This is a genomic window from Streptomyces sp. SID3343 (genome assembly GCF_009865215.1).
Classification (GTDB): Bacteria; Actinomycetota; Actinomycetes; order Streptomycetales; family Streptomycetaceae; genus Embleya.
Genome location: NZ_WWJX01000563.1, coordinates 1 through 17,113, shown reverse-complemented (window position 1 = coordinate 17,113; position 17,113 = coordinate 1). Strand labels below are relative to the sequence as shown.

Here is a 17,113-nt window from a genome sequence, read left to right as displayed (position 1 = left end):
GCTGCGCGCGCTGCTCGACCACGGCGCCGCGGACATGGGCCCGGCCGTCGGCGACGCCCGGGCGCGGCTGACCGGATTCGCGTTGGCCGAGCCGCGTACCGTGATGTTCCTGGGCCACCCGGGCGACCCGCTCACGTGGGGCCTGTTCGACCCCGACCGGCCCGCGCTCGCGGTCCTGGTGGACGGGCGCATCCTCGCGTACGGCGACCGCGACGCCGCCGCCGAGCTGTACTACGGCGTCGCGGGCGCGCCGCGGGTGCACGCCGGGCGGCTGCGGGTGGAGGCGATCCCGGTCGACGCGGCCGACCCGGACCTGCCGGCGACGGGCGGCCGGACGTGGACGGTGGAGCGGGAGCTGTACCGCTATCGGGTGACCGAGGAGTGAGCCGACCCGCGCGAGGCCGCCCCCGCTCCCCGGGCCGAATCCGCTACTTGGGGGTGCGCAGGAGGCAGAACTCGTTGCCCTCCGGGTCGAGCAGCACGTGCCACGTCACGTCGCCCTGACCGATGTCCACCGGCTTGGCGCCGAGTTCGAGCAGCCGGGCCAGTTCGGTGGGCTGGTCCGAGCCGAGCGCGGGGCTCACGTCGATGTGCAGTCGGTCCTTGACCGCCTTGCCCTCGGGGACCGGGACGAACAGGATCGTGGGCATCGACTGGTCGGGCGGGCTCAGTTCGATCTCGTCGCCCTGCACGGTGGCGTCCCAGTCCAGGACCTGCCGCCAGAACTCGGCGAGGGCGGGGACGTCGTTCGCGTCGAAGACAAGCTCGGAGAAGACGACGGGCATCAGGTGACCTCGATCGATCGAAGGGGTGGAACGGGGCGGGTGCCGGTGTGGGTCCGACGATCGGCCGGGCGGTCGATCACCGGGGCAGCGCCTGCATGACCCGGCCGAACCGGGCGGACCCGCTGACCTGGGCACGCTCGGGCGACTCGATGCGCACTTCCAACTCCTCGAGGATCCCCTCGTGCCACCAGTACATGCCGCTCGACAGCGGCTGTTGGTCGCGGGTCAGCGACTGCGCGACGCCGAGGATGAACGACACCATGCCCAGTGTGCGGGTCGTCGTGATCGGCAGTGCCATCACGCAGTTGTCCGTCGGCAGCGACACGAGCGCACCGTTGGGCAACGGGTCGCCGATCGCCTCGCCGAGCCGGAACAGTTGCGCGGAGCCGGGCCAGCCCTGGCCGAGCAGGGTGTGCAGGGTGCTGCCGTCCTGGGTCTGCATCGGCTGGCCGCCGTAGCCCTCGTGGCGCAGGTTGGTGGCCGCCTGGAGCCACAGGTCCTCCGCGGCCATCCCCCAGTGCTGCACCATCGGCGCCTCGACCGTCACCGCCGAGCCGTCGGGCCCCTTGACGCACGCCACGGCCACGATGTCGCCGCGACCGCCGATCGGCCAAGCCATCCCGAGCGCGCCCAGGTGCGGTCCCGGCCGGCTGATCATCAGGCGCAGTTGCGGCCTGATCCGATCGGGCGGGGTGCTCATCAGGACGCCGCGCACATCCTGCCCCCAGGCGGCGTTCTGCTGGTTGCGGGACTGGCGACGAAACAACGCCACGGGAGGCTCCTCGTGCGGGTGGCGGGCGGGCCTGACAAGTTGTAGTCAACACCCTCGCGCAAGCGCAACCGAGCGCTGGTCGGATCGCACTCGGCGGTCTCGGGCGCGCGTCCGGGGCCACCGCGATCACGGACCCCGGCGGCGACGCCCCGGCGGAGCCGGCCGGGGTGCTCGCAGGGGCGTGCCGTCACGCCTGGCGGGTCGGCTGGACCACGATCTGGCGCAGGTTGACGTGCCGCGGCCGACTCGCCACGTAGCCCACGATGTCGGCGACCTCGTCGGCCGCGAGCGCGCCGATCGCGGCGAACATGTCGCCGAGTTGACCGTCGTTGCCGAGCGTGGCGTTGTCGATGTGGTTGCCCAACTCGGTTTCGGTCAAGCCGGGTTCGACGTTGGTGACCCGGACGTCGCGCGGGCCCAGTTCGGTGCGCAGGGACTGGGACAAGAACGTGAGCGCGGCCTTGGTGGCCCCGTACACCGCGTAGTTCGGGAACAACGTGTGGGCGCCGATCGACGAGATGTTGACCAGGTCGGCGGTCCCGCCGGCGGCGGCGGTCGCGACGAGGTCGGCGGTGAACGCGTGGATCATCCGCAGGGCGCCGGTGACGTTGGTGTCGATCATCCGGGTCCACTCGTCGACGCGGCCGTCGTCGATCGGGTTGGGCAGCATGACGCCGGCGGCGTTGACGACCAGGTCCACCCGGCCGAGTTCGGCTCGGACCAGGGCGGCGCCGGCGTCCACCGATGCCTGGTCGGTGACGTCGACCGGGGCGACGAGGAGGCGGCCGGCGGCGGTGGGTTCGAGGTCTGCGGCGAGTTGCTTGAGGCGGTCCTCGCGGCGGGCCAGGAGGGCGACGTTCGCGCCGTGCGCGGCGAGCAGCCGGGCGGTGGCGGCGCCCATGCCGCTCGCAGCTCCGGTGACGACGGCGGTGCGGCCGGCGAGTGCGGGGTAGTTCACGGGGTTCCTCCGGGTGGGTCGGCTTCGGCGCCTGAGCGCCTCGGCGGTTCGATGTCACCGGCTTTCCGGTGACATCGACGACTGTGTCGCCGCCGGCGTCGCGTACCCAGAGCAGGCGTTTTCCTGGGTCTGCCCGTACCACCTTCGCGGCGACCCGTACGGGTCGTGCCTCGCGGCCCGGTGGAGTCTTCTAGAGTCTTCGGTCATGAACGATGCGTCATTCGCCCAGCTCGGCGAGTTCTTGCGGGCGTGCCGGGCCCGGATCGGGCCCGAGGACGTCGGGTTGCCGGTGTTCGGGCGCCGGCGGCGCGTCGCGGGGCTTCGCCGCGAGGAGGTCGCGCAGCTCGCGGGCGTGAGCGTGGACTACTACGTGCGCCTGGAGCAGGGCCGCGGGCATCACGTGTCGGACGCGATCCTGGACGCGGTCGGGCGGGTGTTGCGGCTCGATCCGACCGAGTACGAGCACATGTGGGACCTGGCCCGGCCGACTCGGGTCGCGCGCACGCCGACCCCGACGACGGTGCGGCCGGGCGTTCAGGTGCTGCTCGACGTGATCGCCGCGCCCGCGTTCGTGCTCGGTCGGTGTATGGACGTACTGGCGTGGAACGCGCCGATGGACACGATGATGGACCTGAGCGCGATGGCACCGCGCGAGCGCAACATGGCGTGGCACGCGTTCCTGTCGCCCGCCGCGGCGACGTTCTATCCCGACTGGGACACGGTCGCCGCCGAGACGGTCGCGTATCTGCGCCTCGACGCCGCGCGCCGCCCGGGCGACGGCCGGATGGCCGCGCTGGTCGAGGAGTTGTCGGCGGGCAATCCGCGCTTTCGCCCGTTGTGGGACGCGCATCAGGTGACCGAGAAGACGCACGGCACCAAGCAGCTCGCGCACGCGGTGTTCGGCACCTTCGCCGTCGACTACGAGACGCTCGCGCTGCCCGGTGACGCCGACCTGCTGCTCGTCGTGTACACCACGGGCCCCGGTGTTACGGCCTGAACCGGCGCGGTCCGAGCCGGCGTGGTCCGAACCCGCGCGGTTCGAACCCGCGTGGTCAGGCGCTCAGTTCGCGGTCCAGGGGGACTCGGAAGCGTGGGGTGACGCACGCGCCGTCGAGCCATTCGGTGTGGCGGATCACCTCTGCGTCGATCGCCTTGGTCGCCTCCGGTTCGAGGTCGGTGAGCGCGCGCCAGACGATCTCGCCGTCGGCTCGGGTGGCCCAGCCGCCGACCACCCGGCCGTTCCACCACACGGTCGGGCCGATGTTGCCCATCCGGTCGAACAGCTGTGTGCGCAGTTCGGGCGTGATGTACCAGTCGCGCTCCTTCCACCCCATCGGGGTGGCGTCGAGGCCGGGCAGCAGCGCGGCCCACGGTTCGGGCGGCGTGATCGGTTCCTCGTCGCCGGGCAGGACGTAGCCGATCGAGTCGTCGTCGAGGCGGACCTCGACGGCCTTGATCGCGGCGAGCGCGTGGCGGGTGTCGGCCAGGGTCCAGCCGGTCCACCACTTGAGGTCGTCGAGCGTGCCCGGGCCGAAGGACGCGAGCCAGCCGCGCACGAGTTCGGCCTTGGCGTCGGTCTTGGTGATCGCCGGCAGTTCGGGGGCGATCGCGTAGCGGAACTGGCTGGACAGCCACGAGCCGCGGGGGCGGACGCGAACGATCCTGCCTTCGCAGGACAGGGTGAACAGCAGGCGGGTGGACACGCCCTGGTTGGCCTCGTACGGCTTGCCGATCGCGACCCGGATCTGCGTGCGCAGGCGTGGCTCGACCGCGCCCAACTCCATCGCGGTGGCCTCGCCGAGGTCGGTCAGCGCGGCGACGGTGGCCGCCTCGACGTCGTCGAGCCACGCCTCGTCGAAGCCGCCGGACGCGAGGAACTGGAGCATCACCCGGCGCTGGGTGACCGCGACCGCGTCGGTGCTGGAGCGCTGCACGACGTGCGCGATCTCGCGCGGGACCACGTAGACCGTGCGGCGCATGCCGGGCATCCGGATCAACGACTTCTCGTCGTAGAGCGCGCGCTCGACCTCGGCGAACGAGGGGCGTGCGAGGCGCGCGCACGTGGACACGTACACCGTGGCGGGATCGGTGGCGTGCAGCAGCAGTACGGCGCGGGCCGCGTCCTCGGCGTGCGCGGCTCGCGCGCTCGGGGCCAGTCGGTGCCGAACGCCCAATCGCGCTCTTCGTTCGTCGTCGGTGATCCGCGGCAACACAGGGGTCATGGGCCGACCATAGGGGTCGGGCCCGACATGTGGCCGGGAATCATACGGCGCGGCGAAAGCGGATCGCTTTACCGTGGCGGGGACCGGCGGACGGAAGATCGTGCGCCGGGTTGCACCGAGTCTGCTCGTGTTCCGTCTTGTTCGACCGCGTTCCACCATGTTCGAAATGATCCACGTGCCCGACGTGTCCGACCTGCTCGACACCACGTCGGGCTGCCCGACTGTGTTCGACCGCACGCCTGTTTGCATTTTGCTGAAGGAGTCACCATGCCGTCTGCGGGTAGCCCACGGTTCGATTGGCGTCGCATGACGCTCGCCCGTAGGGCGGCGAGCGCCGGAGGTGGGCCACGCCCGGGCAGAAACGGGAGCGGCCTGGTGATCGGGGCCGTGGTCGTCGGGGTGCTGGTGATCCTGGGATTTTGGCTCTTCTCCCAGACCGGCAGCGACAACGGCAAGAAGTCCAAGGACCAGAAGGTGCAGACGAACGCGTCGTCGTCCGTGACGGCGAGCAGTACGGCCGTGCCCAAGCCGAAGTCGACCGTGAAGACCCCGGTGACGGCCCGTCAGGCGATCGGCCTGGAGATAAGGGAGCGTCCCGGCAAGGGCAAGACGATCTCCACCCTCACCACGGGCACCGAACTCACCGCGACGTGCCGGTCCGACGGCCCGAACGTGTACGGATGGCGCGGTGGCCGGAGCGACCAGTGGGTCCTGGTGACCACACCCCAGGGCGAGGGTTACGCCCCCGAGGCGTGGTTGGAGACGACCGGTTCGATGAAGGAATTGCTCCCGGAGTGCTGACCGGGGCGCACCGACCGGGAGTTCCGCACCGGTGTCGACCTGCGGCCGGTGCGCCTTCCGCGCTCGCGCCCGAGCAGCCACGGACTCAGCGGCGTTCGGCCCACCAGCCACGCGAACAGCGCGGACGCTGCGGTGACGACGACCAGCAGCACGACCGTGTCGACGGGCGTCGACCACGGCAGCTCGTCGGTGAAGCCGCTGGTCTGCGCCAGCCGCAGGATCATCGGGTGTACGAGGTAGACGCCGAACGCCAGTCGGGCGCCGAGCGCGGCCACTCGTCGGCTCGGCACCGCCACTCGGGCCCGCTCCCAACGGGTGGCGATCGCGTACAGCGCGAGCACCGCGGCGAGGCCCCACACCAGGCTGACCGGCTGTGTGGCCATCGACGAGGACGCGCTGTCGCGGCCGTCGGCCACCGTGTGTCGATACCACGCGAGGGTGGCGGCGAGGGTGCCGAGCACGACGATCCAGATCGTCCGGGTGTGACCCACGACCCACGCGTGCAGGCGATCGAGGTGTACGGCGGCGAGCGCGCCGGCCACGACGAAGCAGCCGTAGGTGGGCAACAGCATGTAGCCGTGCAGTTGGTACCAGCCCGCCCACCCGGTCAGCGGCGTCGGGTGGAAGGTGATCGCGAGCGCGCCGAACTGGACCACCGCGCTCACCGCGAGCAGCACCGCGTGATGCCCGGCCGTGGCCCGCACCAGCCGCAGGATCAGCGGGAACAGCACGCCGATCTGGAGCGATACGAGCAGAAAGTACATGTGGTACCAGGACGCGCCCCACAGGAGCGCGATGTGCAGGTCGTCGAGCGCGGCCGCGTGGTCGTCGCGGATGCGCCACCAGTCGCCGAGCACCCAGTAGGCGATCGTCCACAGCAGGTACGGGACGCCCAGGAGCTTGAGCCGTCGGGCGACGAACCTGCCTGCGCGCGGCGGCCGTTCGTAGGCGCCGTAGCAGAGCACGAACGTGCTGACGAAGAAGAACACCGCCCGCGTGGAGTGCAGCACGAGCTGGGTGGCGGCGGGGCCCTCGGTCAGGAGCGGGTACGTCACGGTGATGACGTGCACGAGGATCACGCACAGGAACGCGACCACGCGCATGAGGTCCACGCGGTGAAGGTGCGCGCGACGCGCCTGAGCGGGGGCGGGGGCGTCGGCGTCGGGTTCGGATGGGCCCGATACGACCCGCACGGGCACGGCCTCGGCTCGGACCGTCGCGGTCTCGACACCGACGGGCGCGGCCTCGGCTCGCCCGGCCGAGACGGCCTCGGGCTCGGGTTTGGGCTCGGCCTCGCGCTCGGGCACCACCGTCGCGGGTCTGGTCGGCGAAGTCTTGGGCGCGCTCGACGCGGTCGGCGCGGTCGCGAGCGGGACCGGCGCGGCAGGACGCGAGATGTCGCGACGCAGGAAGTCCATGTAGGCAGCATGGGCGTCGTACATGAGTGAATGATTAACGCGCGCGGTGACCCCCGGCCCGGGGGACGCCGGGCCGCGTGGGGGTCGCCGCGGGTGGCGTCTGGGCAGGTGGGCGACGCCGGATGGGATTCGGGCGCGGGCGTCAGCCGCCGCCGGCCGGTGGGTCCGGCACGAACACCGCCCGGTCCCGGTGGAACGTCATGGTGCCCGGGGCGGAGCCGTCCCAGCCGAGGCCGGCGGGTTCGTAGCGCTTGCTGACGCCGGCCCACCACAGGTTCGAGGTCATCACGTGGCCGACCTCGTCGAGGTAGGGGCGCAGCCCCGGTTCCCGGCCGAACGGGCCGGCGGTGATGCGCTCGCGCAGGTCGACGAACTTGCGTTCGGTCTCGTCGATCAGGCCGCAGATCTTGTTCATCGCGCCTTCGAGGTCGAGGCCCTCGTGTTCGCTGAGGTAGTAGACGAGGTTCACCCGGTCGTCCATGACCAGCTCCTTGCGATAGGAGACGAGGTCGTTGATGAGGGTGTATCCGTCGATCGCGGTGTCGTGGATCGCGATCATGTCCGGATCGCGGAAGATCTCCTGGGACAGCGCGACGCCGGGCACTCCCTCCTCGGCGAATCCGAACAGCCAGCGCACGCCGAGGCTGTGCCGGCGGTCGCTCATGTAGGTGTCGTAGTCCGAGATCCCGGCCCGCCGCCAGTTCTCCAGCTCGGTGGTGAAGCCGTGCGCGAAGTCCTCCATGTACGACACGAACCGGGTCCAGCGCGCGGGCGGCATCCGGTTGCGCAGCCACGTGAAGTCCTCGCGCAGCGGGGTCGAGCCGTCGCCCCACCCGAGCAGGTCGGACATGAACCGGCCGAACACGTTGCGGGTCGCGAACGAACTGCCGCCCAGGCCCGCCATGTCGACGAGGCTGTTCTCGATGCCGATCAGGTAGTTCATCACCTTGGCGGTGGTCAGGGCGAGTTCGTAGTCGGCGTGTGGGACGGACAGCGACACCAGGAGGGTGCCGTCCACGTTCTTGTCGATCCGGGCCGCGTCGTGCGCGTACGCGAAGCCGAGGTGGCGGTGCGCCCACCAGCGGGACTCGCGCATCAGGCGGTCGGTTTCGGGATGGAACTTCATCGGCAGCAGGTTCGCGAGCTGCGGCAGGTGGAAGGTGATCGGGAAATCGAGGGCCGTCGGTGTGCTCACGCCGGGCTCCTTTCGCCGGTCTGCGTCGGGGTGGCTTTGCCGGGTATCGCCTTGGTCGACGCGCCTTTGCCTACGGCGGATTTGCCCGGCGCGGCTTTGGCGAGGCCCCTGGTTCGGCCCGAGGCGGTACCGAGGACGCTGAGCGCGCGGCCGGGACCGACGCTCGAACCGGGGCCGCGAGGGGCCGCGACGTCGTGGGCGCGGTCGGTGACGCGGTGGCCGAGGTGGCCCAGGGCGAGCAGGCTGAAGTGGTCGGCCAGGCACGGTACCGCGTACAGGAACGGTCTCGTGCCGAGCATGTCCGGGATGGATTCGATGCCGCCGTCGGGGCGTTGCGCGCGCAGCAGGTGCTCGACGCCGCGGACCAGGGGCTGGGGGTCTTCTTGTCGGCACAGCGCGATCAGGGCGTACGCGGTGCTGATCGCGTCGCTGGGGTCGCCGGGTTGCTGGCCCCACCCGCCGTCGGCGTTTTGGCCGTGGCGAACGGCGACCAGGGCCCGTTTGACGGTCGCGCGGTAGGCGTCGGGGCCGCGCGCGTGGGTGGCGAGCAGGGCGCGAAAGACCGCGTGGAAGCGGCTGCGGCTCCAATCCGGGTCGAACGTCCCGTCGGAGTGCTGCGCGGCGGCGAGGAATCGTCGTGCGGCGGTGATCCGTCCCACGTGTCGCGACGCGCGCACGCTGAGCGCGTTGACGGCCGCGGCGGTCATGCACGCTTCGGACGGTGCGCCGGTGACGTACGTCGGGAATCCGCCGTCCGGGCCCTGGTAGGCCCATAACGCGCGCAGCCCGAAGTCGATCGTGCGGCGGTAGCGCAGCGGGTCGGTCGCGTGGAGGAACTCGATGGCCACCGAGGTGTCGTCCACGTCGGCGAGGGCGGCGGCGTCGGTGTAGGACCAGCCACCGTCGACGCGTTGGCGCGACGCGAGGTGGTCGCCGACGCGGCGGCGGACCTCGTACGGGGCGCCGGCCGCGTCGAGTGCGACGCCCGCGGTGACGGAGCACCAGGTGTCGGTGTCGGTCACGAACGGGACGCCGCCGTCGGCGCGTTGGTGGGCCAGTACCTTGGTGATGCCGGCGCCGACCAGGCCGGTCGGATCCGGCCGGCCGGCGAGCGCGTGCAGGACGAGCAGGTGAACCAGGAGGTTGCCCTCCCAGATGCCGGCCGCGGCCTGGGTGTCCGACAGCAGGTCCGACTCGGCCGGGGCGACGGCGTCCGGGTGGCCGGTGAGGCCGGCGAGGGCGACCTTGAGCGCGACGGTCTGCACGTGCGCCCACGGGTGCAGGTTGCCGGTGTCGAACGCGGTCGGATCGAACGGGCGGTGCTCGGTGCGGGGCGGCCCGAGCAGCGTCAGAACGGTCTCCAGCAGGACGCGTTTGCGTGCGGTGAGGAATGCGGGGGCGCGTTCGAGGAATCGGTCGAGCAACTCCCCGGCCCCGTTTTCGAAAGTGTCTTCGGGGTGGCGTAAAGCGATCGTCGCAAGGAGCCGATCGAGCGGTTCCACGCTCTTCAGATGACCGGTCAGGAACTCCGCGACTCGGCGTCGCGGACGACCTTGGAATCGGCTGCGTTCCAGGAGCCGTAACAGCAGCGCCGATTCGAGGACGCGGCTGCGGCACGGTCCGCGGACGGCCCCGTCCGATCGCACCGAATCGCTCACTCGCGACCGCAGTCGCGCTGTCGCCTCGACCAGTCCCGGATCGAACATCTCCGCAGACCACCGGGGCAGCTGGGTATCTCGCACGCGCATCGATCAGCGCCTCCCCCACACGCCCTGTCGCAAGCATGTGCCGTTGAGTTCGGGTACGAAACCGAGCGACGAATGTGGTCGCGGGTGTGGTCGCCCGGCGTGGGAACGACCGCCCGGAGCGAGGACGACCCCCATCGCCCCGACCGGGTGTGTTCCCAACACGAAATCACCCGTAGGTGTGAATGCGGAACCCTGTACTCGTTTGTTGTCTGAATTGGTGAGTATTCGACATCGAATGAGCTGGAAATGAACGGGTTTTGACGGCGCATCAGGCGGGCGGGAGAAGCCTTTCCAAGCCGTCCGCGGTCCTGGTGGGCGCGAATTCGACAATGTCGTAGAGCGCCGCGCCCGCTTGTGCGAATGGATCTTCCGCGATCACCGCGTCGAGTTCGGCCCGGTCGGCCGCGCGCGCCAGTATCACCCCGCCGGTCCTGGGCACCCGACGCCCGGACGCGAGCAACGTCCCGGCGGCGTAATGCCGGTCGAGCCACTCGAGATGCCGGGGCATCAGGACGTCGATCTCTTCGATGGGCACGGCGTAGGTCAAGGTGATCACGAACATGGGTCGATCGTATGGGCGGTCGGGTGGACGAGCGCGACCGGTCCGGGGCCGGACGACTTTCCGGCGGAGGGGAGGAATGATCGGCGAAAGGCGGGGGTTGTACCGGTCGGTCGGTGAGATCGGTGCCCCCGGGCCCACCTATAGCCGCTGTGGACTACCGTTCGGCTGGAGCCACAGCGTGCCTTTCGCCGAGAGGCGGCCCGTCTCACCGACCGCTCGACCTGCACAGACCCTCGCCCGTGCGGCGAGCGCCGTCGGTCGTGGCGTCGTCGATGGTCGCGTCCTTCGGGTCGTCGGCAGGCTCCGCGCGTCCTCCGGCGCCGAGTGCGGCGAGGGTACGGGTGCGCAGGAGTCGATACTTCGCGTTGTGGCGGCCCGCGTCGGTCGGCCGCTCGACGGGTGTCCCGGGGCCGACGATCTCCTCCGGAGCGAACTGTTCGCGCGTCAGGTCCATCTCCACCACGCCGGCGAACCGGTTCCACCAGTGGAAGTCCGTGTGCTCGCCCCCGACTCGGACCTCGCCGCGCATGAGTTCCCCGCCCAACAGGTCGTGCACCACCAACGCCGACACCGCGCACTGCCCCCGCGCGGGGTTGCCGGTGTGCCACTTCGGCAGATCCTCGGAGGCGCACGTGTCCGCGTCCCAACCGGCCCGGATCGCGTTCTCGATGTCGCGAAGTGTCCAAGGGGTCATTCGCCCGAGCGTGCCGGCGAGCACCGACAGGAACGTCTGCGCAGAGATGCTTCGGCGGCGGAGAAACGAAGAATGGCGAGGGGAATATCCACTCCTCGCCACATCCAACATATAGCGCACCGGGGGCCTTGCGGCAAGACCCCCGACCTGTCGCACAATCATCGACCTGAGCCGATTCCCGGGCCGAAACCCGACCCGGCGTCCACGTAAACCACCCGCGTCGTCGAACGAACCCGGAACGAGAATCGGTATATACCCGTATCCCCACACCGCCGCAACCACCCGTCCGCACGCTGCGCGTCCGCCCGCCGCACGTCCGCCCGTCCGCGAAGCCCCGCCGTCCGAACCGACAACGGCCACCGGGGACGCGTCGCGCGAAACGTTGCTCGTTCGTCAGGACCCTCAGGTTCGTCCCGCCGCCCCCGGCACCCTGCCGCATGCCGCGATCGCCGGCGACCCCAGATCGGAGCCGATACCGGTGAACTCCCTCACCATCAGCGCGTTCGACCTTCCCGACCATCTCTCGCCCAAGGCCGACCCGACGCTGATCGCCGGCGACGAACAGCACTTCGCGGCCATCGCACAATCCCTCGAACAGTCGATCGCGGAGCTGTCCGACCGGCTCGACGCCGAACGCAAGTCGCCCGGCGGCAAAGGCCGACAGGCGATGGATCGGGACATCGAGATCCACCGGCTGACCGCTCGCCTGCGCGCGCTGCGTCGCTTCGGCTTGGACCTGTGCCTGGGGCACATGGTCGGCGCGGACAGCCCCGACCCGGTGTACGTCGGGCGACTGGGCCTCACCGACGACGCGGGTCGTCGGCTGCTGATCGACTGGCGCACCCCCGCGGCCGAGCCGTTCTTCGGAGCCACCCACGGCAATCCGATGGGTCTGACCAGCCGCCGCAGGTATCGCTGGACCCGCGGCCGGATCAGCGACTACTGGGACGAGGTGTTCACCTCCGACGGCCTCGTCGGGCACGCCGCGCTCGACGACCAGTCCGCCTTCATCGCCAGTCTGGGCGACAACCGGTCCTCGCGGATGCGTGACGTGCTCGGCACCATCCAGGCCGACCAGGACGCCATCATCCGGGCGGGATCCCCCGGTGCTCTCGTCGTCGACGGCGGCCCGGGTACGGGCAAGACCGTCGTGGCCCTGCACCGCTCCGCCTACCTCGTCTACTCCGACCCTCGCCTCGGTCACCACCGGGGCGGCGTGCTGTTCGTCGGTCCGCACCAGCCCTATCTGAGCTACGTCGCCGACGTCCTTCCCAGCCTCGGCGAAGAGGGCGTGCAGACCTGTACGCTGCGCGACCTCGTCACCGAGGGAGCCGCGGCGGCGGTCGAAGCCGATCCGGACGTGGCCCTGCTGAAGTCGTCGGCGGACCTGGTGAAGGCGATCGAGAAGGCCGTCGGGTTCTACGAGGAACTGCCCACCAAGGCGATGACGATCACCACCCACTGGGCCGACATCCGCTTGGGCGCCGCCGACTGGGCCGAGGCGTTCGAAGCCGCGGAGCCCGGCATCGCGCACAACGACGCGCGCGAGCTTATCTGGGAGGAACTGCTCACCATCCTGGTGGACAAGCACGGCGACGAGACCTCGGCCGACCTGCTCCGCCGGTCACTGTCGCGCAACAAGGAACTGCTCACCGCCTTCAACAGTGCGTGGCCACTGCTCGAAGCGGCCGACCTCGTCGGAGACCTGTGGACGGTGCCCGCCTATCTGCGCATGTGCGCTCCCTGGCTCGGCCCCGACGACGTGCGCACGCTTCAGCGGGCGAACGCCCAGGCCTGGACGGTGTCCGACCTGCCGCTGTTGGACGCGGCCCGGCAGCGACTCGGCGACCCGGAGGATGCGCGACGCAGGCGCCGGCACAATGCCTCGGTCGCCGCCGAACGCGAGCAGATGGTGCATGTGGTCGACGCCCTCGTGGAGGCCGACGACGACGGCGAAGGGGTGGTCACGATGCTGCGCGGAGACGACGTACGGGATGCCCTGGTCGACCGGAGCGCGGCGCCCGGTATCGAACCGGACCTGCTCGCCGGGCCGTTCGCGCACATCGTCGTGGACGAGGCTCAGGAACTGACCGACGCCCAGTGGCAGATGCTGCTGCTCCGGTGCCCGTCACGGAGCTTCACCATCGTCGGGGACCGCGCCCAGGCCAGGCACGGGTTCACCGAATCGTGGCGGGAACGCCTGGAGCGGGTCGGGCTCGACCGGATCGACCTGGCCTCCCTGAGCATCAACTACCGGACGCCGGAGGAGATCATGGCGGAAGCCGAGCCGGTGATCCGGGCCGTGCTCCCGGACGCCAACGTGCCCACCTCCGTTCGCGCCGGTGGTGTCCCCGTCGTACGCGGCTCCGTCTCGGAGCTGAGCTCGATCCTCGACACGTGGCTCGCCGCGCATGCCGAGGGGATCGCGTGCGTCATCGGCGACCCCACCTTCGAGGCGACGTCGCGCGTTCGGTCGCTGACCCCGGAGTTGTCGAAGGGTCTCGAATTCGACCTGGTCGTCCTCGTCGACCCGCAGGCGTTCGGCGCGGGCATCGAGGGCGCGGTCGACCACTACGTCGCGATGACCAGGGCCACCCGGCAACTCGTCGTTCTCACCAGTTCCTGACGTCGAGCCGACGAACGCCCGGCGTCGGGCCGGTTACAGCGCGCGACGGGGGGAAAGCACCGTGGTGGACGGGCTGTCGGCACGACCCGTGTGCGGCTCGATCCGATTCAGTCCTTCGGGCGGGTCCACCGCATCGCGGTCGCGAAGTCGAGATCGGTGAACTCGGCGCCGGGAAAGACTCGACCGTATCGACGGCGGTACTGGGAGCGCGACAGGTAGCGGTCCGACATCAGGTGGTCGAGCCACGCGCTTCCGGTGCGGAAGCGGTATAGCCACCACGCGTCGCGCGCCGACAACCGGCGCAGGTCCTCGCGCAGTTCGCGGACGGCGCCGATCACATAAGCGCGGCGGGCCGGGGTCGGCCGGTCCGCCGTGTTGTCGACCAGGATGATCCGACCGCCCGGGCGCACCTGGGACTTGAGGTGGACCAAGGCCGCCGGCAGGTCGTCGACGTGGTGCAGCGTCGTCATGCTCAGCACCAGGTCGAAGCCCGCGGCGTCGTGCACGTCCGTGAGGGAGGCGATGTCGTACCGGACGCGCTCGTGGGGTCGGCGCATCCTCGCGACCTCGATCAGCGGCGCGCTGAGGTCCACCGCGACCACCTCGTCGTACCCGGCGGCCAGTGCGAACGCGTGTCGGCCGGAGCCACAACCGGCGTCCAGGGCCCGGCCGCCGGACAGTTCGAGGCCGGCCAGCCACTCGCCCAAGGGGTCGCACATGCCCGCGAAACGGTCGTAGTCGCCCGCGAAGGAGTCGAACGAACGCGGATCGACCTTGAGCGGCTTCGTTGACTTAGTCAAGAATGGCTCGGGTGTCCCGAACCACCAACGACGAACGGCCGCGCGCAGGCGAGTCGTCCAGCCCTCGGCCGCCGCTTCCGCGGTCGCGCCGTCGGCGGTCGTCGCGCTCGCGAGCCTTTCGCGCGCGTTCGACGCGACCGGCTCGGCCGGATCCACGACCACGTCGCTCGCCGGCGCGTTCGATGTCGCGTTCGCGTTGCCGCTCGCACCGGCACGCGTATTGCCACCCGTGTCGGTGTTCGCGGTCGGGTCCGTGTTCGCGGTCCGGTCCGTGTTCGCGGTCGGGTCCGTGTTCGTGCCCGCGTTCGCGCGTGTGCCCGCCTTGGCGTTCATGTTCGCGTTCGCGTTCGCGTTCGCCGCCACCATGTCTGCGACCCCCGTGCTCGCAGCCCCCGTGTGTGCCGCGCTCGTGGTGTTCGTGTTCACGGTCTTCACGGTCGCCCGGCCCGATGCCGCTCGATCCGCTTCCGTTCGCCCCTCAACCCTGCCGAGGATGACGCCCCCATGTCTTTCGTACTTGTCGACAAACCCCGCCCTCACGTCGCGCTCATCACCCTCAACCGACCCGATCGGATGAACGCCATGGCCTTCGATGTCATGGTCCCGTTTCGCGAGGCCCTGGAGGCGGTGAGCGCGGACAACGATACGCGTGTCGTCGTTCTCACCGGTGCGGGGAGGGGCTTCTGCTCCGGTGCCGACCTGGAGAACTCGGGGCGAATCCCCGGGATCAAGGGGCTCACTCGAACCAGCATCGCGCGCCGCTCGATGGAGATCCTGGACGACGTGATCCTGGGTCTGCGTCGCATGCACCAGCCCGTGATCGGCGCGATCAACGGCCCCGCGATCGGCGGCGGCTTTTGTCTCGCGACCGCGACGGACATCCGAATCGCCTCCGAGACCGCGTACTTTCGGGCCGCGGGCATCAACAACGGCCTCACGGCGAGCGAACTCGGGATCAGCTATCTCCTACCCCGCGCGATCGGTTCTTCCCGGGCATTCGAGATCATGTTGTCCGGACGGGACGTGGATGCGACGGAGGCCGAGCGGATCGGACTCGTGTCGCGCGTGGTGCCGGGCGAGAAGTTGCTCGACGACGCGTACGAACTGGCCGAGCGGATCGTCGGCTTCAGTCGAGTGGGGGTGGAAGTGACCAAGCGGTTGCTGTGGTCCGGCATGGAGGCCGGCAGCATGCATTCACACATGGACCACGAAGGGCACGCCCAGTTGTACGTGCGCATGACGACCGAGAACTTCGAGGAAGCGATTCGAGCCCGCAAGGACAAGAGACCGCCGGAGTACAAGGACTGACGTGATTTCCGCTCGGTGTCAGTGTCTTATGTACGTAATTTCTTGGTCCCGACTTCACACGTTGAGTGAATGTTGAACATGTGTTGACCGGGAAGGGGCAGGCTCAGGGGCACAGTGCGGCGGCCCGGCCGACAAAACCGGCGGGGCCGCCGGCCACACCACGGGGGTGTGAGCGAGATGTGAGGAGAGTGTCCGTGCTTCACGGAGGGAACGACGAACTGGCCGCCGTCACGGCGCTGCTGCAACGAACGCGCGCCGGCAACGGCGGAGCCGTCGTTGTGCGCGGGGCCGAGGGGGCGGGCAAGACGACGCTCCTGACCGAGGCGTTGTGGGCCGCGCGCGGACTGACGGTGCTTCAGACGGCGGGGCCGCGTGGGGGCGGGGCCTTGCCGTACACGGCGTTGCGGCAGCTGTTGGCGACGCTGCACCCGCGGATCGGGCGACTGCCGCACACCAGGGCACAGGCACTGCGGATCGCGCTCGGCCTGGCGCCGGGCGCGGCCGATCGCGCCGTCGTCGCGGCGGCGGCATGTGCGTTGGTGACGATCGCGGCACGCGAGCAGCCGGTGGTGTTGCTCGTCGACGACGCGCACTGGCTGGACGCGGCCTCGGCCGCGGTGGTCGGATACATCGCGGGGCGGGCCGAGGGGTTGCCGATCGCGGTACTGCGGGCGACCCGGGAGCGGGTCGCCCCGGCGGGCGACGCGCGGGCGGCGCAGCCGACGAACGACGCGGCTGCGACCTCGCCTGCGGCGGCGACTCCGGCGGTGACTCCGGCGGCGGGTGGCACGACCGTCGTGGGCGACGCCGATGCCGGTACCGGTAGTACCGACGGTGCCGACCGGGTGGCGGCGGAGGCCACTCGACGCGCGTCGGGCGAGGGCGAGTCGGCCGGCCCGGGTGCCGATGCCCACTCCCCCGCAGCCGAACGGGTGACAGGCACGGATGTTTTTTGGGGCGCCCGACCCGACGAGCAGTCGGTTGACGTCGCCGGGGAAGCCGACCCGAGGGCGGCCGGTGCCGACGATCTCGTCACCGAGGAAACCTTCGCCGACGCACGACACACGCACACCGGTTCCGTGGCCGGGGCTGGGACCGAGACCGAGAGCGAGTCCGAGACCGCCGGTCGGCGCCTCGCGGCCGCTGCCGCGCGCGAGGCCCGGGCCACGCGGTGGGTGATCGGCGGAGCCGCGAGCGCCGCGAGCGGCGAGGTGCCGATCTCGA

At 70.6% G+C, this 17,113-nt stretch carries 17 protein-coding genes; 7 read left to right on the top strand and 10 right to left on the bottom strand.

Annotation, left to right across the window (positions count from 1 at the left end):
* Nucleotides 1-385: hypothetical protein (locus GT354_RS17215; RefSeq protein WP_202511983.1), on the top strand; the 385-nt coding region annotated here is incomplete at its 5' end.
* Nucleotides 386-428: 43 nt separating this feature from the next.
* On the opposite strand, the gene GT354_RS17210 is transcribed toward GT354_RS17215, so the two are convergent.
* The 3 genes from GT354_RS17210 to GT354_RS17200 all read right to left on the bottom strand — a co-directional run bounded on the left by GT354_RS17210 (nucleotide 429) and on the right by GT354_RS17200 (nucleotide 2,515).
* Complete coding sequence (locus GT354_RS17210) at nucleotides 429-785, bottom strand: VOC family protein (RefSeq protein ID WP_161357180.1); 357 nt, start codon at nucleotides 783-785, stop codon at nucleotides 429-431.
* A 76-nt stretch (nucleotides 786-861) separates the two neighbouring features.
* Nucleotides 862-1,557: a hypothetical protein gene (locus GT354_RS17205; protein ID WP_161357179.1), complete on the bottom strand. Its 696-nt coding sequence runs from the start codon at nucleotides 1,555-1,557 to the stop codon at nucleotides 862-864.
* Between the two features lie 187 nt (nucleotides 1,558-1,744).
* A complete protein-coding gene (locus GT354_RS17200; protein ID WP_161357178.1) occupies nucleotides 1,745-2,515 on the bottom strand; it encodes an SDR family oxidoreductase in 771 nt (256 codons plus the stop codon).
* Nucleotides 2,516-2,720: 205 nt separating this feature from the next.
* Between GT354_RS17200 and GT354_RS17195 the strand changes: the two genes are divergently transcribed.
* The gene (locus tag GT354_RS17195) at nucleotides 2,721-3,512 is read left to right on the top strand and encodes a helix-turn-helix transcriptional regulator (RefSeq protein ID WP_161357177.1); all 792 of its coding nucleotides are present in this window, start codon (nucleotides 2,721-2,723) and stop codon (nucleotides 3,510-3,512) included.
* Between the two features lie 55 nt (nucleotides 3,513-3,567).
* Here the strand turns inward: GT354_RS17195 and GT354_RS17190 are convergent, their stop codons facing one another.
* A complete protein-coding gene (locus GT354_RS17190; protein ID WP_161357176.1) occupies nucleotides 3,568-4,737 on the bottom strand; it encodes a winged helix DNA-binding domain-containing protein in 1,170 nt (389 codons plus the stop codon).
* Between the two features lie 375 nt (nucleotides 4,738-5,112).
* Here GT354_RS17190 and GT354_RS17185 point away from each other — a divergent pair, with 375 nt between their 5' ends.
* Nucleotides 5,113-5,538 carry a hypothetical protein gene (locus GT354_RS17185; RefSeq protein WP_161357175.1) on the top strand — a complete coding sequence of 142 codons (426 nt, stop codon included), beginning with the start codon at nucleotides 5,113-5,115 and terminating at the stop codon, nucleotides 5,536-5,538.
* Here GT354_RS17185 and GT354_RS17180 read toward each other — a convergent pair.
* The 5 genes from GT354_RS17180 to GT354_RS17160 all read right to left on the bottom strand — a co-directional run bounded on the left by GT354_RS17180 (nucleotide 5,475) and on the right by GT354_RS17160 (nucleotide 11,155).
* Nucleotides 5,475-6,980 carry an acyltransferase gene (locus GT354_RS17180; RefSeq protein WP_161357174.1) on the bottom strand — a complete coding sequence of 502 codons (1,506 nt, stop codon included), beginning with the start codon at nucleotides 6,978-6,980 and terminating at the stop codon, nucleotides 5,475-5,477. The genes GT354_RS17185 and GT354_RS17180 overlap by 64 nt on opposite strands.
* 118 nt (nucleotides 6,981-7,098) lie before the next feature.
* Nucleotides 7,099-8,151 carry a hypothetical protein gene (locus GT354_RS54065; RefSeq protein ID WP_161357173.1) on the bottom strand — a complete coding sequence of 351 codons (1,053 nt, stop codon included), beginning with the start codon at nucleotides 8,149-8,151 and terminating at the stop codon, nucleotides 7,099-7,101.
* Complete coding sequence (locus GT354_RS17170; protein ID WP_237535050.1) at nucleotides 8,148-9,899, bottom strand: prenyltransferase/squalene oxidase repeat-containing protein; 1,752 nt, start codon at nucleotides 9,897-9,899, stop codon at nucleotides 8,148-8,150. The genes GT354_RS54065 and GT354_RS17170 overlap by 4 nt, the downstream gene beginning before the upstream one ends.
* Before the next feature lie 268 nt (nucleotides 9,900-10,167).
* A complete protein-coding gene (locus GT354_RS17165; RefSeq protein WP_161357171.1) occupies nucleotides 10,168-10,461 on the bottom strand; it encodes a YciI family protein in 294 nt (97 codons plus the stop codon).
* A gap of 205 nt (nucleotides 10,462-10,666) precedes the next feature.
* Nucleotides 10,667-11,155, bottom strand: a complete 489-nt coding sequence (locus GT354_RS17160) for a hypothetical protein (protein WP_237535048.1) — start codon at nucleotides 11,153-11,155, stop codon at nucleotides 10,667-10,669.
* Nucleotides 11,156-11,633: 478 nt separating this feature from the next.
* Here GT354_RS17160 and helR point away from each other — a divergent pair, with 478 nt between their 5' ends.
* Nucleotides 11,634-13,781, top strand: a complete 2,148-nt coding sequence (gene helR, locus GT354_RS17155; RefSeq protein WP_161357170.1) for an RNA polymerase recycling motor ATPase HelR — start codon at nucleotides 11,634-11,636, stop codon at nucleotides 13,779-13,781.
* A gap of 107 nt (nucleotides 13,782-13,888) precedes the next feature.
* Here the strand turns inward: helR and GT354_RS17150 are convergent, their stop codons facing one another.
* Entirely contained in the window at nucleotides 13,889-14,581 is a 693-nt protein-coding gene (locus tag GT354_RS17150) for a methyltransferase domain-containing protein (protein WP_237535046.1), read from the bottom strand.
* Between GT354_RS17150 and GT354_RS17145 the strand changes: the two genes are divergently transcribed.
* From GT354_RS17145 to GT354_RS17135, 3 genes are all read left to right on the top strand, one after another.
* The gene (locus GT354_RS17145) at nucleotides 14,556-15,158 is read left to right on the top strand and encodes a hypothetical protein (RefSeq protein ID WP_161357169.1); all 603 of its coding nucleotides are present in this window, start codon (nucleotides 14,556-14,558) and stop codon (nucleotides 15,156-15,158) included. The two genes, GT354_RS17150 and GT354_RS17145, sit on opposite strands and share 26 nt — an antisense overlap.
* Nucleotides 15,086-15,889, top strand: a complete 804-nt coding sequence (locus GT354_RS17140; protein ID WP_161357168.1) for an enoyl-CoA hydratase — start codon at nucleotides 15,086-15,088, stop codon at nucleotides 15,887-15,889. Before GT354_RS17145 ends, GT354_RS17140 begins: the two co-directional genes overlap by 73 nt.
* Nucleotides 15,890-16,083: 194 nt before the next feature.
* Nucleotides 16,084-17,113 (top strand): ATP-binding protein (locus GT354_RS17135; protein ID WP_161357167.1); only part of this gene is annotated, 1,030 nt, incomplete at its 3' end.